The 15022-nt window shown below is 45.3% G+C and carries 16 protein-coding genes and 1 tRNA gene; 1 reads left to right on the top strand and 16 read right to left on the bottom strand.

The genetic code is table 11. The annotated features are described in order from the left end of the window. Positions 1-186: 186 nt before the first annotated feature. From DQM55_RS04000 to DQM55_RS03920, 16 genes are all read right to left on the bottom strand, one after another. Entirely contained in the window at positions 187-2256 is a 2070-nt protein-coding gene (locus DQM55_RS04000) for a M13-type metalloendopeptidase (RefSeq protein ID WP_111675544.1), read from the bottom strand. A gap of 425 nt (positions 2257-2681) precedes the next feature. Beyond that, positions 2682-3545 carry an SAM-dependent methyltransferase TehB gene (gene tehB / locus DQM55_RS03990; RefSeq protein ID WP_111675543.1) on the bottom strand — a complete coding sequence of 288 codons (864 nt, stop codon included), beginning with the start codon at positions 3543-3545 and terminating at the stop codon, positions 2682-2684. A 194-nt stretch (positions 3546-3739) separates the two neighbouring features. Next, a complete protein-coding gene (gene smpB / locus DQM55_RS03985) occupies positions 3740-4207 on the bottom strand; it encodes an SsrA-binding protein SmpB (protein WP_002894882.1) in 468 nt (155 codons plus the stop codon). Continuing rightward, the gene (gene rnr / locus DQM55_RS03980) at positions 4170-6518 is read right to left on the bottom strand and encodes a ribonuclease R (protein ID WP_111675542.1); all 2349 of its coding nucleotides are present in this window, start codon (positions 6516-6518) and stop codon (positions 4170-4172) included. Before rnr ends, smpB begins: the two co-directional genes overlap by 38 nt. 89 nt (positions 6519-6607) lie before the next feature. Further along, entirely contained in the window at positions 6608-6841 is a 234-nt protein-coding gene (secG, locus tag DQM55_RS03975; protein ID WP_002894878.1) for a preprotein translocase subunit SecG, read from the bottom strand. A gap of 42 nt (positions 6842-6883) precedes the next feature. Next, the gene (gene rpmG / locus DQM55_RS03970; protein WP_072074309.1) at positions 6884-7033 is read right to left on the bottom strand and encodes a 50S ribosomal protein L33; all 150 of its coding nucleotides are present in this window, start codon (positions 7031-7033) and stop codon (positions 6884-6886) included. Further along, entirely contained in the window at positions 7033-8235 is a 1203-nt protein-coding gene (locus DQM55_RS03965) for a multidrug efflux MFS transporter (RefSeq protein ID WP_312022649.1), read from the bottom strand. Before DQM55_RS03965 ends, rpmG begins: the two co-directional genes overlap by 1 nt. Before the next feature lie 3 nt (positions 8236-8238). Further along, the gene (coaE, locus tag DQM55_RS03960) at positions 8239-8835 is read right to left on the bottom strand and encodes a dephospho-CoA kinase (protein ID WP_111675540.1); all 597 of its coding nucleotides are present in this window, start codon (positions 8833-8835) and stop codon (positions 8239-8241) included. Between the two features lie 5 nt (positions 8836-8840). Further along, complete coding sequence (gene mutM, locus DQM55_RS03955) at positions 8841-9665, bottom strand: DNA-formamidopyrimidine glycosylase (RefSeq protein ID WP_111675539.1); 825 nt, start codon at positions 9663-9665, stop codon at positions 8841-8843. 27 nt (positions 9666-9692) lie between these two features. Further along, positions 9693-10163, bottom strand: coding sequence for an NUDIX hydrolase (locus DQM55_RS03950; protein WP_111675538.1), 471 nt, complete (start codon positions 10161-10163; stop codon positions 9693-9695). Position 10164: 1 nt separating this feature from the next. Further along, complete coding sequence (locus DQM55_RS03945; protein WP_111675537.1) at positions 10165-10947, bottom strand: alpha/beta fold hydrolase; 783 nt, start codon at positions 10945-10947, stop codon at positions 10165-10167. 26 nt (positions 10948-10973) lie between these two features. Beyond that, entirely contained in the window at positions 10974-11873 is a 900-nt protein-coding gene (gene era / locus DQM55_RS03940; RefSeq protein ID WP_002931140.1) for a GTPase Era, read from the bottom strand. 68 nt (positions 11874-11941) lie between these two features. Beyond that, positions 11942-12340, bottom strand: a complete 399-nt coding sequence (locus DQM55_RS03935; protein ID WP_002894866.1) for a diacylglycerol kinase family protein — start codon at positions 12338-12340, stop codon at positions 11942-11944. Next, positions 12321-12818, bottom strand: a complete 498-nt coding sequence (gene ybeY, locus DQM55_RS03930; RefSeq protein WP_111675536.1) for an rRNA maturation RNase YbeY — start codon at positions 12816-12818, stop codon at positions 12321-12323. Before ybeY ends, DQM55_RS03935 begins: the two co-directional genes overlap by 20 nt. Before the next feature lie 224 nt (positions 12819-13042). After that, positions 13043-13115: transfer RNA gene (locus tag DQM55_RS03925), tRNA-Thr, on the bottom strand. 48 nt (positions 13116-13163) lie between these two features. After that, complete coding sequence (locus DQM55_RS03920; RefSeq protein ID WP_111675535.1) at positions 13164-13733, bottom strand: GNAT family N-acetyltransferase; 570 nt, start codon at positions 13731-13733, stop codon at positions 13164-13166. Between the two features lie 130 nt (positions 13734-13863). Between DQM55_RS03920 and ald the strand changes: the two genes are divergently transcribed. Then, positions 13864-14976: an alanine dehydrogenase gene (gene ald / locus DQM55_RS03915; protein WP_111675534.1), complete on the top strand. Its 1113-nt coding sequence runs from the start codon at positions 13864-13866 to the stop codon at positions 14974-14976. Positions 14977-15022: the final 46 nt, after the last annotated feature.

The raw sequence follows: 15022 nt of genomic DNA, 5'->3' as shown, positions 1-15022 counted from the left end.
TTGTAAAAGAAAAAAGCCAGATAAAATCTGACTTTAAAGACACGTGGCTGCAGAGGCACAACCCGCAGCCGCGCAAGTGTCGCAGGAAAGAGTGGATAGGAGAAAAGAACAAACTTTTCTCCTATTACCAAACTGGTTGTGCTTCATAGCTTAGATTATTTTACCGGCTTCTCTAGACAAGCAATCTTACCATACGCTGACCCGCTTATCTGGAGCCAGATACATGGCATCTCCTTCTTTGATTTCTGGATAGGTTTCATAGAAGGCCTCAACATTTTTGAGTTGCTGGTTGACCCGAAGCTCGGACGGAGCATGGACATCTACCTTCAGGAGAAGTTGGTTAAATTGCAGACTGGCCTTACTTCTCCAGATATTGGCATAGTTTTCAAAGTAATTCTTCAAGTCTGCATCTGGATATTTCTTTTTCACAACTTCGAGAGTGGCTGAAAGTCCACCCGCATCGGCTACATTTTCTGTTACCGTAAGCTTGCCATTGACCTTGCCACCGTAGATTTCAATACCATCCCACTGCTTGGTAACAGCTTCAATTTTCTTGTCAAAAGCTTTCTTATCTGCTTCAGTCCACCAATTGTTCAAATTTCCCTCTTCATCAAAGTTTGCACCGTTTGAGTCGAAGGCGTGAGTAATCTCGTGACCGATAACCATACCGATACCGCCATAGTTCTTTTCCATTTCTTGCTTAACATCAAAGAATGGATTCTGCAGGATTGCGGCTGGGAAGTTGATACTGTTATTTTCCTGTGAGTAGTAAGCGTTGATATCATAGGAAGGCATGACCCACTCGTCCTTGTCTACTGGCTCAGAGAAGTGCTCAACATCATATTGATGTTTTGCTTGACTCAAAGCAATTGCATTTTCAAAGAAGGATTTTTTATCGTCTACCTTCAAGGCCTTAGTCACTTCGCGAACTTTTTCAGGATAGCCGATATAGAGTTTCATAGTATCCAGCTTCTTGACTGCCTTCTGCTTGGTTTCTTCTGATAGCCATTCGTTTTTCAGCATACGTTCCCGATAGACTTCCTTGATATCCTTGACCATTTGGGTCACTTCTTGCTTGGCTTCTTCACCGAAATATTTGCGTCCATAGTAAAGACTGAAGACATCTGAAAAAGTTCCTGTTGTCAGATTGTAGGCTGCATCTTCTTTTGAAGTTGCTTCCTTAGTACCTTGCAAGGATTTTTGGTACTCTGCAAAAATCAGCCGATAGTCATCGGTTAGAAAACTAGATGCTGATGCGGCTTGCTTCACAAGCATCCAAGATTTGAGCTTGGCAAAGTTCTTGTCGTTGACTACCTTGGCAAAATTTTCATAATACTTAGGGTTAGGTACATTGACATCACCAGATTCCTGGCCTAGATAGTCATTGATAATATCGTGAAACTTAAAGGTATCAGAGTAGGCATTGATGTCTTCTGCCGTCTTAGGGTGGTGAAGATTTTTAATTTCCGAAGTTTCTTCATTACTTTGGGCATACTTGGCCAATTCTCCATCAAATTCTAAGGCTTCTTTGACAATCTTTTCGCTCTCTTTTTCACTGTAGCCCAGCTTTTGCATGGCTTCTTTGAATGCTTTTTCCAGCGGATCCATCATCCTTTTCTTAGCACCTTCATCTTCATAATAGCTCTTATCCGGCAGCATAAGACTTGGACTGGACAGATTCACTTGTTTCTGATTGGTATTTTCTAGGTTAGAACTAATTTCAAAGGTAAACGGCAGTGCTAGACCACGCTTTTCCCAGTCAACAGCCTTGACAGCTAGGTCCTTTAGATCGGACAAGTCTTCAATTTCCTTGAGATAGGACTTGAGAGGATCTAAGCCATCCTTTTCCCGCTGCTTGAAGTCAGTAGCTTGCTGGTAGTATTTGATAAACTCAGGCATGCCTTCAATCGTAGACTCTTCCTTACCAGAGACTAGATTTTTAACATCCGCCTTCATCTTGTCCTTGACCTGCTCGTTCAGTTCATAAAACACACCGTTAGACGGCTGATCGCTAGGAATCTCTGCCTTTTCCAGCCATTTTTTATTGATGGCCTGATAGTAATTGGTCCTCACTGTGGCATTCTTATCGATCGGTGTCTCCTGAGGGACAAAGGTCTTATAAGCCCAATAGCCACCGGCAGCCAAGATTAGGCCGGTCACAGTCAACGTAGAAGTTAGAATGATTTTGGTTCTTTTCTTCATGAGTTCCTCCTTGTATATTAAGTAAAATATAATTGACTTTTTTATTTTACTCATTTACTTTAACATATTCTTTTTTCCTCGTCAACAGAAAACTGAAAGTCTGGAAAAATTTGCCGCAAGAGGAGAAAATAAGGTCTTTCAGTCTGCTTTTAAAAGTGATCTGATCTAGAGTCACACTTAAAGAAAAACTAAAGTTTCTATCAGCTGTCCTGTTGCTTCCAGCTCTTTTCTCTCCCCCTTGCACTTTCTAGTATAGCCTCCAAACTTCAGATATTTCTCAAGAAATTCTAAAATATTTCTAAAGTTTTTTACTAAAATAAAGCTAGACTGAGACAAAAATGTCTCAGTCTAGCTTTATTATGTTCAAAAAATATTGTGGCTGAGACAATTTGAATTGTCTCCCAGACCTTTTAAACCAGAACCTCAAAATAAGTGGGCCAAGCTAAATTTTCAAAAATCAACTTCTGTCTTAGCATTTTCTACTGAACCTTTTTAGCCAGCATAGTCGCAAAGCGCAGCTGAATTCGATTGCCGTTTTCATCACGTCGATGGAGGTGACCAGGATTTTCATTGTACTTAACCAGCTCCCAGTCCTTGTAATACTTGGCAAGCTCGCCTTCCTTAAAAGTAAAAGGAAAGGGAACAGAGCATGGAAAGTCTTTTGTATCCATGGCACAGACGATGAGATTGTAGCCACCAAGCGCTGTGTGCTCTTGCATATTTCGGATAATATCCGGAATCCGCTCTGCCTGCAGGAACATAAGGACAACAGTGGAAACGATTAAATCATAAGTTTGGATCAGACTAGCTGAGTTGATATCGTAGGTACCCACTGGAAGATCTAAATCCTCCTGCTCCACAATGCTACGTAAGATCTCCAGTGCCAGCTCATTCTGATCTACAGCCGTCACTTCAAAGCCCTGCTTAGCCAGAAAAAGAGCATTGCGACCTTGACCACATCCTAGATCTAAAGCCCGTCCTGGCCGGACTGTTTGCATGGCTTCCAAAACCTCTGAATGCACTGGATTGCTGCCGTATTTCTTAGGGAAATAATCCTCAGGCCGACAGTAAAACTCCAAATACCACTCCAAATCATCTGTCAGGGCTTCGACCCGATGCCAAGCTTGGGGCTGGGCAAAAGGATTGTCCTGACCAGCCTCAAAGATGTGCTCATCCAGCTCCTCACCTTCCTCAGACATCTCGACAAACTTAAGGCGTCCCTTGAGAACAGTGATTTTTCCCCAAGTTCCCTCTTTGGTATTGTGCTTTCTCTTCACTGCCTCTGGCATGGTCTCAGCCGTCCACAGCGGCATACGTTTATAGGCTAGCAATTCTTCTGTCATAAAAAATCCTTTCTCTGAAAGCCAAGCTCCGAATAATTTAACTGTCTTTATCATACTCGAAAAGCACAGACTTGACAAGTGGAAAAGTGCTCAGAACTTTTCTGTTTAGTAAATTTGACAATAAACAATTTAAGATAGCTACTGTAGATGAAAATCACTAATATAAAACTAAAAAAGACCGGTCGCCCAGTCTTTCATCTTGTATTAAAGTTCTTCATCTGTCTTGCGATGTCGCGATTTTGCTCGCGGCGTTTGATGGACTCGCGCTTGTCGTAGTCGTGCTTCCCTTTAGCTAGGCCCAGGAGCAGCTTTGCATAGCCATCCTTGAGATAGACCTTGAGCGGCACCAACGTCATACCAGTTCCCTTGGTCTCCTGCTCCAGCTTTTGGATCTGCTTCTTATGCAGCAGCAGCTTTCTGCGGCGCTCAGGCTCTTGGTTCCAGATATTGCCCTCTTCATAAGGGGCGATATGGACATTGCTAAGCCAGGCCTCACCGTTCTTGATCTGGGCAAAGCCGTCTTTTAGATTGATACGGGCAGCGCGGACACTCTTGATTTCCGTCCCTGTCAGCACCATGCCAGCCTCGATGGTGTCTACGATGGTGTAGTCGTGTCTGGCCTTTTTATTTTGCGCGACGACCTTTCCTTCTCCCTTTGCCATGCTTGGCTCCTTTCTTGACTAGTTCCTTGTAAAATGCCTTCTGGCTCTTGCCTTTCTTGGACTTCTTATCTTTCTTATCTCTGTAGCCTTTTTCTTTGGAAGAATGGCTGCGCTTGTCATCCTCACGGCGTCTCTTTCTACCTGAATTGCCTCTGCCACTCTTGCTAGTCTTTTCTACCAGGTCAAATTCACTAGGCAGGTATTCAAAGTCAATCTCGCCCGTAGCCTTATCCGCTCGAACCAGCTTGATGCGAATCTGCTGACCGACCTTGAAGACCACGCCGGACTTTTCTCCTTGCAGGGTCATCGTCCGCTCATTGTAGCTGTAAAACTCTGGCAGGTTGGTAACATGAATCAAGCCTTCGACCGTATTGGGCAGTTCAACGAAGAGTCCAAACTTGACCACGCTTGAAACCACGCCGTCAAATTCTTCTCCAACAAATTCTTCCATGTACTCAGCCTTCTTCATGGCTTCGACTTCGCGCTCGGCCTCGATAGCCCGACGCTCCCGGCTGGAAGACTGACTGGCAATTTCTGGAATCACTTGCTCAAAATGCTCTGCTATTTCCTTAGACTTGCCATAATCCCGCACCATCCGGTGAACCAGAAGGTCCGGATAGCGGCGAATCGGACTGGTGAAATGCGTATAAAACTCCGCTGCCAGACCATAGTGGCCGTGACTGTGCTCAGAGTAGCGTGCCTGCTGCATGGAGCGCAGAAGCATCATAGACAGGACATCCTCATAAGGCTGGTCTTGGACCGCCTCCATAATATCCTGCAGAGCCTGCTGACTCATAGAGTTAGCAGTCCCGTATATCCGAATCCCAAAGCTAGAGGCGTAGTCGATAAACTTCTGCACCTTCTCCGCCTTAGGCTCCTCGTGAATCCGATAGATAAAGGGCATATTTAACCTAGCAAAATGCTCAGCCACCGTCTCATTAGCCGCTAGCATAAAGGACTCAATCATGCGCTCAGCAATTCCCCGCTGACGCAGGACAATATCCACTGGCCGTCCTTCTTTGTTGACCATGATTTTGGCTTCATTGGTGTCAAAGTTGAGCGCACCGCGTTTAAAGCGCATGCTTTCCAGAATCTCATGCAGCTGGACCATACTGTCAATACTAGGCACAATTTCCTTGAACTGCTCAGCTTTTTCCTGATTTCCAGCAATGATGTCGTTGACATCACTGTAGGTCATGCGGAAGGTCGTCTTGATGACAGTCTGAGTAATGGTATGCTTGACCACGCGCCCCTTGGCATCAATCTCCATGATAGCCGACTGGGTCAGCCGGTCCACATTGGGATTGAGAGAGCAGATTCCGTTTGACAAGCGCTCCGGCAGCATAGGCACCACGCGGTCAGTCACATAGACTGAAGTCGCCCGATTGAGGGCTTCCTTGTCCAGCTCAGAGCCTTCTTTGACATAGTAGGACACATCTGCGATATGGACGCCTAGCTCAAAGTTGCCATTTTTCAGGCGCTTGATATGGACAGCATCGTCCAAGTCCTTGGCATCCGCCCCATCGATGGTGAAGGTAATCTCTTCACGCAGGTCCAAACGTCCTTCCAAATCACTCTCTGTCGGTACATCCGGAACTCGCTCGGCCTCTTCCAAGACCTTTTCTGGAAATTCAGAGACAATGTCCATCGACTCCAGTACTTCCAGTACATCAATACCTGGATCGTTGACATGACCGACTACATCGACCAGGCTCGCCACGAAGAAATCGTGTTTCTTGGTCGGATATTTGTCAATAGCAACCTTGAGTACTTCTGTACCGTCCAGAACTAAGGCCGGTTTTTTGACATAAATAGGCTGGCTGATTTTCTGATTTTTCGAGCGGATGTAGCCCGCGTACTTGGGCTTTTCTTCATCCAGAACCAGCTGACCAACTGCTGACGTCAGGCTGTGCTCCAAAATATCGATAATCTTAGCCTCGGCTGACGTTCCCTTGATACGGTCTGCCACCTTGGTGATGACTACTTCCACCGTATCGCCATCAATGGCATGATTGACATCATTGCGGCCGACAAAGAGGTCATCCTCTTCCTCATTCAGGGTGACAAAGCCAAAGCCATTCTTGTGAGCATGAAAAACACCCTTGAGCGTCAGACGCTCCTGCTTTTTCTTCTCATAAAGCTCAATCCGCCCCTCGTTATCAAAGCGAATCTGATGCTTTCTTTCCATCTGGGAGATGGTCTTAACCAAGCTACTAAAATCCTTGGAAGACTCTTTCCCCAAAGCAGCCGCCAGCTCATCTACGCTAGCCTGCTGCCTGTCTTTTAAATATTCAATGATTTCTGATTTCATATTCCTCTTCTCTTAATGAGCGTTTTCTTCATCCTTGCTAAATCTCTTTAAAACTTAAAAAATAGGCCAAGACGAAGTCAGAGCCCATTTTATTTACTAGATAATACTGCTAATACCAATGCAATCAGTAGCCAGAAGAAAATCATGATTCCCGTCATACGCTGCATCACAGCTTCAAAACCTCGTGCCTTAGGACGTTCAAACAAGTCGTTGGCACTGGCATCAAAGACGTTGCTAGACTGATTTTTGGTTGGCTGCATGAAAATTGCAATGACAATAATAGCTGATAAAATGACTAAAATGGTTAATAATAGGTTGTACATAAATAAAAACTCCTTAAAATCCTATCTATTTTATCATAAAATCTACTTGGATTCAAGATGTAAAGTAACTTTTCTTTCCTTAGGACAATACTTTAAGACCTCAATTTTTTCCGGATGCGTTTTAGTATTTTTGCTGGTCAGATAGTTCTGACTGCCGCAGCTGGAACATTTTAAATTTATTTTAACGCGCACTAGATATCCTTCTTTTTAAATAAATTTCGAAAACTAAAGAGATTGGCCAACATACTGACGGCAACTAACCCTGCTGTTGCATAAAAGACTGAATGATAGCCATAGGCTGCCGCAATGACCGATCCAGACATAGGGCCGACCACCCCGCCCAGATAAAAGAAAATCTGATTATAGCTGAAAATCCTAGAGATTCCAAACTTGGGTGTTATCTTACTTAGCAAAGCATTGACACCTGGTATCAGCGCCCCTGTTCCTAGGCCAAATAAAAAGCGATAAAAGCCCAGCTGCATAGGGGAGCCAGCATTGGCACAGAGCAGATAAATCAGGATTGAATAGAACTGAGCCAGCACTAGAAGCCGGTGATTGCCGATACGGTCTCCTAAACGCCCCAGAATGCTGGAGCTCATCATGCTGGAAAGTCCCATGCTAGAAACGATGAGACCCGAAACAAAGATTAGATTGTCCTTTTGCCCCAACTCTCTGACATAGAGGGCAAGGATGGGGCTGATAGATTGAGCTGCAAACTGGATGACAAAGCTGGTCAGAAAGAGATTAATCAGCATCTTAGGATACCTGAGTTGGCGCAGCAATTCCTTAAAGCCTACCTCTTCTTGTCGGGTCACTGGCACAAAATCCTCCCGAATCAAGTAAAAGGTCATCAAGGCTGCCACTAGAAAGAAGCCGCCAATCAGGAGAAAGACATTGCGAATACCGAACATCTCCGCAATCAGACCTCCAATAAAGGGCCCCATAAGATTACCCGCAACAACACCGGTCGAGAGAGTTCCCAGAGCATAACCCGTTTTTTCCTTAGGAGCCTGACTGGCAATCAGAGCTGTGCTGTTGGGAACATAACCAGCGAAGACACCGTTTAGAAAGCGTAGGAGCAAGAGCCAGAAAATATTGGGTACAAAGGCAATGCCGCCCATTGTGAAAACCATGGCAGTAGCTGCACGTATCATCATAGGCTTACGGCCATATCGGTCGGCCAGACTTCCCCAGACAGGAGAGAGTAGCGCCGCTGAGATTGCAGATAGTGAAATCCCTAGCCCAGCGTAATACTCCACCTCATGACCTCTGGCACCCAACTGCTCCACGAAAAGTGGCATAAAAGGCGTCACCAGAGAAATGCTGGCACCTGTCAGGAAGTTCCCAAACCAAGCGACTTTCAGGTTATGTTTCCAGTTTACTTGTGTCGTGATAAATCATCTTCTTTCTAATTTCTGCAAAGCATCGCGAATCTGCTGTCGAGTTTCCTCAAGCGAGCCATTATTATCTATCAGCACATCCGCCCTCTTTCGTTTTTCTCGAAGAGATAGCTGAGCTGCTATGCGTTTTTCTGCCTCTTCCTGACTGAGAGCATTTCGAGTCATAAGACGACTGAGCTGAGTTTCCACCGTCACGTCCACCAGCCAGATCTGGTCAAACCAATCTTCATATTGTAACTCAAACAGCAAGGGAAGATCCATAAAAAAGATATCTTCCATCTCTGCCAGCAAATCTCGCCTGCCAGCCAATTCTTCGCGGATAATCTGGTTTTGTATTTGACTGGACTGGGCCAAGAGTTCGGGATTCCCAAAAATCATAGCTCCCAGCTTGGGCCGATCCAAGCGACCATCTTCCTGTAAGATAGCTGGACTAAAAGCGGATAAAAGAGCTTGATAAAGCCGTCCCCCCGGCTCTTGCAGCTCATGCACTTCCTGATCCGCATCAATGACCTGATAGCCCTGCTGCCTCAAAAACTCTGTCACTGTTGACTTACCCGAGGCAATGCCGCCAGTGATACCGATAATTCTTACCATGACAGCTACCTCGCTTTCTGGCAATGAGGACAGAGATGGGTACCGCGTCCGCCCAGCTTAATTTTCTCAATCGGGCTGCCGCATCTAGCACAAGGTTGACCGGTCTTTCCATAGACTTGCAGAAAATCCTGCATCGTGCCATCTTCACCCAGAGCATTGCGATAGGTCCGAATGGTCGATCCTCTCTTTTCAATCCCAAGCTGCAAAACTTCTATAATCTGCTCACGCAGTCGCTTCACTTCAGCAGGCTTCAGACTAGTTGCTGGCCTTGCCGGATGAATCCGCGCCCGCCAAAGGGCCTCATCTACATAGATATTGCCCAGACCAACGACCAAGGTCTGCTCTAGCAAATAGGGTTTGATGGGCTTCTTGGAACGACTCAAAGCTGCTGCAAAAGGCGACAAAAGAAAGTTCGCCTCTGTCGGCTCAGGACCAAGCTTTCTGGAAGCAAAATAAGCCTCCAGCTGATCCTTTCTCAACAGTTCCATGGTCCCAAACTTGCGGACATCCTCATAAACAAGCGTCCCACCATCTGTCATCTCAAAAAAGACATGGGCATGCTTGCGCTCAGGCACCGCATCAGGATAAAAAAGATACTTACCTTCCATTCGCAGATGGGAAACTAGCACTCCGCCTGTCAGGTAAAAGAGCAAATACTTGCCCCGACGGCCAATCCTTTCAATGGTCTGACCTGGCAAGTCGTGGACAAAGCTATCTACTCCCGTTCCAATCATCTTGGCATAGCGGACCCGCACCTGCCCAATCGTCTTGCCAACAACTAGACGCTCCAAACCTCGCCGAACCGTTTCCACTTCAGGTAATTCAGGCATAAAGCTCCTTTCTTAGTATTCTCAATATCAAAGCCCCATAGCAAAGCTGTCCGAAAAATACTCATCCAGCATCAGGCGGTGTTTATCCGATACATTTTCCAACTCTGCTATTTCTTCTTTAGAAAAAAAGCCTAAACGCAGTGTTTCCTCGTTGTGAAAATTGGAAATATCAAAATTCTCCAGTGCCTGCAATTCATACAGAAAGACAACCGTCTGAACTTTGTCACCATTAGGATAAGATTCGTCAAAATTAGTGTAAACATTCAGCAAGCGCTTGGCTTCAACAGCAATGCCTGTCTCTTCGTAAAATTCACGCACGGCTGATTGCAGAGAAGTCTCCCCGAGCTCCATAGCTCCACCAGGAATCGCCCATGTTTTCTTATCACCTCGCAACTGCAGAAGCACACGACCGTCCTCGTCTGCTACAATTCCACCAGCAAAATTCAGAATAACCTTATCATGCCCCACCTTGGAGCGAATATAGGAAATATAGTCCATATCAAAATCCCTTCAATTTCTCTGGAAAGGCAGCGTTTTGAAAGAAATAGCGCAGCAGCTGAATATGCGTATCCACATCACTAAAAAGCCAAGCATGCCCTTTGCCAGAATAATAGGCGCATTCAGACCTAGCATTTTTATGTGCCAACCTGCGGTGCCAGTCATGAATGGTTTCGGCTTCTTTCCCACCTGAGATAAAGAAAGCAGGATTATCAAACTGTAAGTCAAGTCTCAACAGATTTGCCTGTGACATCGCACGTCGAAACGAGCGCCGTTCAGCTCTTTGGAAATCTGCAACAAAGCGCTGAACGTCTTGGACAGGTGCTCCGTCCTCTTGCATCATCTTTGTCAGGAAATTGGCTACAAATTTAGTATTTTTCAAGAAAGAGATTAGATAGACAATGGCAATAATCTTGCGATAGCCCTTAATTGGCTGAGAGCTTGCCCCATCCACAATGACTCTATCTATAAGGCTAGAATGTTTTTCCAACAACTTAAGAATGAGAGAACCGCCTAATGAAAGCCCAACCAAGTGCGGCTTGCCATATGCTTTGCTTTTAATGATAACCACAATCATTTCCACGACATCATTAAAGTTTGTCCACTCAATATTATGACTGGCTCCGTGAACAGGTAAATCCACAAGAATGCAATGAAAATCTTGCTCAAGCGCAGCAACATGGTGTCGCCACATCTGACTGCTAGAGCCCGAAGCATGCAAAAAGATAATACTTTTTGGATTTTGCTGCCCTCTTTCATCAATGAATAATGACGGCATTTCCATCACCTCACTTACTAGCTTAGAAAACCTCAATACTCCTTCTTATTATAGCCAAAGTCCGCCAAGTCCAGCTTCTTGTCCCGCCAGTTTTTCTTGACCTTGACCCAGGTTTCTAGGAAGACCTTGTCCCCCAGCATGAGCTCAATATCGCGCCGAGCCATGGATCCGATTTTCTTCAGCATGGATCCGCCTTTACCAATGATAATGCCTTTTTGACTGTCACGTTCCACCATGATAGTCGCTCGGATATGGACCTTGTCCGTCTCCTCGTCTCGCTTCATGCTATCAACGACCACTGCGACTGAATGGGGGATTTCCTCCCGCGTCAGCATCAAAACCTTCTCCCGAATCATTTCTGACACCAGAAAGCGCTCCGGATGATCAGTAATCTGATCTTCTGGGAAATACTGGAAGCCTTCTTCCAGATTCTCACTGAGGATGTCAACCAGACGGGAAACATTATTACCCTGCAGGGCTGAAATCGGCACGATTTCTTTGAAGTCCATCTGCTGACGAAAATCATCAATTTGCGCTAAAAGCTGATCCGGATGGACTTTATCAATCTTATTAACTACCAAAATAACTGGTACTTTAGCCGCTTTCAGGCGTTCGATAATCATGTCATCGCCCTTGCCACGCGGCTCATCAGCCGGCACCATGAAGAGGACGGTATCCACCTCACGCAGGGTGCTGTAAGCTGCTTCCACCATAAAATCGCCTAGAGCCGTCTTAGGCTTATGGATTCCCGGCGTGTCGATAAAGACAATCTGCTCCTTATCCGTCGTGTAAATTCCCATAATTTTATTGCGTGTGGTCTGAGCCTTATCGCTCATGATGGCAATTTTTTGCCCCATAACATGATTTAAAAAAGTTGATTTCCCAACATTAGGACGTCCTAAAATAGCTACAAAACCTGATTTAAAAGTCATTATTCTACCTCTATTATATTTCCATAAAAACAGCAGAAAATCGGCAGTCTCCCCCGATTTTCAAGTCTTTAAAAAATCCAATCCCAAATCTTGGGAACAAAAATAATCAGTCCCGTCACAACAGCAAAGCCAGACACGACCAGAACAGCTCCCGCCGCCATGTCCTTGGCATTCTTTGCCCGCATAGAAAAGTGGTAATCGCTGGCCAGATCTACGACATTTTCAATGGCAGAATTGACAATCTCAAAGGCAATGACCAGAAAAATGCTCAAAAAGAGAAAGAGCCATTCTATAGCGGACAAGTCAAAAATCAGTCCCGCAACTATCACTGCCAGAGCCGAAAGAACATGCTTACGCAGATTGCGTTCCTCTTTAAAGGCTGTAAAAATACCGGTTAAAGCAAATTCCAGACTCGAGACGACATCTCGGTTTTTCCATTTGCGTTTGTTATTTCCTTGTGAGTCCATAAGCAGTTAAAATTTCTTCCTGTAAACCAAACATTTCTGCTTCTTCTTCCGGCGTATAGTGATCATAGCCGTTGATATGCAGAAAACCATGCACTGCCAAAAAGCCCATCTCCCGCTCAAAGCTGTGGCCGTATTCTTCAGCCTGCTCACGCGCCTTGTCCACTGAAATGAACAGCTCGCCGATATAGGCATCAAAATCCTCCAGCATCTCAGCTAGCTCAGGATGGTCCAGCAAATCCTCCTCGTCAACAGCGATGTCCAGCTCAGGCTTATACTCCAAGCTGATCACATCCGTCGGCCGATCCGTATCTCTATATTCCAAGTTGAGTTCATGACTGCGCTCATTGATGACAAAAGTCACAGCCATTTCCTTATTTTCCTTGCCCGTTTTCTGGGCCGCAAACTCCAAAATTTCCTGGGTCTGTTTAAGAATCTCTTCCGAAACCTGACCCGTTTCGTCTACCATTTCGATATACATATCTTACCCGCTTTGCTAGTATTACCTTATTATATCATATTTTAACTCACTTTAGGGAGCCGAGGGCAGGGTTTTGGAAAATAGCAGAGCAGATTTGTCAACCTCTCACCGCAAAGACAAAAGCAGCTATTTTTATTTTGTCCCTCCCCGAAACTTTGCTTTTCACTATTTGCTATCATTGACAAAAAGAAAAGGCTGGGAAAACCCAACCTTGTCCTACAATATGCTAATTGCCGGGATCGAACCGGCGACCTCATCCTTACCATGGATGCGCTCTGCCAACTGAGCTAAATCAGCGTACCTATCTAATATATCATGTAGATAGGTGCTTGTCAATATCCTTTCTCATTTTTTTGCAAAATAATCTTCCCTAGTCAGATAGTAATGCAACCGCGTTACAATGCGGCCTTTCTCATGCTTATCTAGTGACGCATAAGGCTCTTCATGGGAATATTTCATACCAGACTTGACCATAACTCGGCCAGATGCTGGATTATCCACATCGTGCAGCGCTACAAGTTTGTTCATCCCGATCTGCTCAAAAGCCAGCTTGATGACTGCGCGATTGGCCTCTGTCGTATAACCCAGATTCCAGTATTTTTTATTGATTACATAGCCGATAGCCGCTGTTTTCAAGTCCAGTCTGATCTTATGCAGGTCAATAGTCCCGATGAATTTGCCACTCTCCTTCACTTCTATTCCCCAGCGCCCCAGAGGATTAGCCAGATAAAAGAGAGCGATATTATTACGTGTTTCTTCAAGGCTTTTGTTTGTCTCAAAGGTATAGCGAGTATTTTCCTCATCCGAAGCGTACTCAAACATCGCCGGGGCATCTTCCAAGGTCACCGGGCGCAGAATCAACCGCTCAGTTTCCAGTCTGGTATGACGAGCCAGTTTGACATAGATATTTTCCATTAGGACCTCCTAGATTTTCTTAACAGAATAGCACAATTCACTAATGAAAGCAAACCACTCTGATTTTTTCTTGATTTTTAAAGCGTTTTCATATACAATAAAAACATCTTAAAAAAGGAGCATATTTTTTATGTTAATCGGTATTCCAAAAGAAATCAAAAACAATGAAAATCGTGTCGCTCTGACACCAGCTGGTGTTCATAGCCTCGTTGGTAAAGGCCATGAAGTTCTGATTGAGACAAATGCTGGGCTGGGATCTGGTTTTACAGATGCAGACTACCAAAAGCAAGGTGCAAAAATCGTCCCTACTGCTGCAGAAGCTTGGGCAGCTGAGCTAGTGGTCAAGGTCAAAGAACCTCTGGCAGCTGAATATGGATTCCTCCGTGATGACCTCTTGCTCTTTACCTACCTGCACATGGCTGCCGCTCCTGAGCTAGCAGATGCTATGACTAGTGCTAAGACAACCGGTCTGGCTTACGAAACTGTCCGCGATCAAGATGGACAACTGCCACTCTTGGTACCTATGAGTGAGGTGGCTGGTCGGATGGCGGTCCAAATCGGAGCCCACTTCCTGACTAAGCGTGAAGGCGGATCTGGCGTACTTCTCGGCGGTGTACCGGGCGTTCCAAAAGGAAAAGTTACCATAATTGGTGGCGGTGTCGTGGGAACTCATGCCGCTCGTATCGCTCTAGGACTGGGTGCTCAAGTGACTATTCTGGATATCAGCGCTAAGCGTCTGTCTGTCCTAGAAGACGTCTTTGGCCACCAAATCCAGACCCTTATGTCTAATCCGTTCAATATCGAAGCTAGCGTTCGAGAGGCAGATGTCGTGATTGGCGCTGTCCTCATTCCAGGTGCAAAGGCTCCGAAACTGGTAACAGACGATATGGTTAAGCAAATGCGTCCAGGCTCTGTCATTGTAGACGTAGCTGTTGACCAAGGAGGTGTCATTGAAACAGCTGACCGCGTAACGACTCACACTGAGCCTGTTTACGAAAAACATGGTGTTCTCCACTATGCAGTTGCAAATATCCCTGGCGCTGTAGCCCGCACTTCTACCATTGCCTTGACCAATGTTACCCTTCCTTATGTAGAGGCTTTGGCAGAAAAAGGCTTCAAACAAGCTATTGCAGATGACCAAGGACTGCGCCAAGGTGTCACAACTTACCAAGGTCACATCACTAGCCAGCCAGTTGCAGAAGGCCTCAACAAGAACTACACATCTATTGACGAACTCGTTTAGTTGAAAATTTCGACTTTAAAATCAATCTCACAAAAAAGAGCAGAAA

Source organism: Streptococcus sanguinis, assembly GCF_900475275.1.
Lineage (GTDB): Bacteria > Bacillota > Bacilli > Lactobacillales > Streptococcaceae > Streptococcus > Streptococcus sanguinis_N.
Note: the sequence above shows the minus strand (reverse complement) of the source record. Positions and strands in the feature narration are given on the sequence as shown.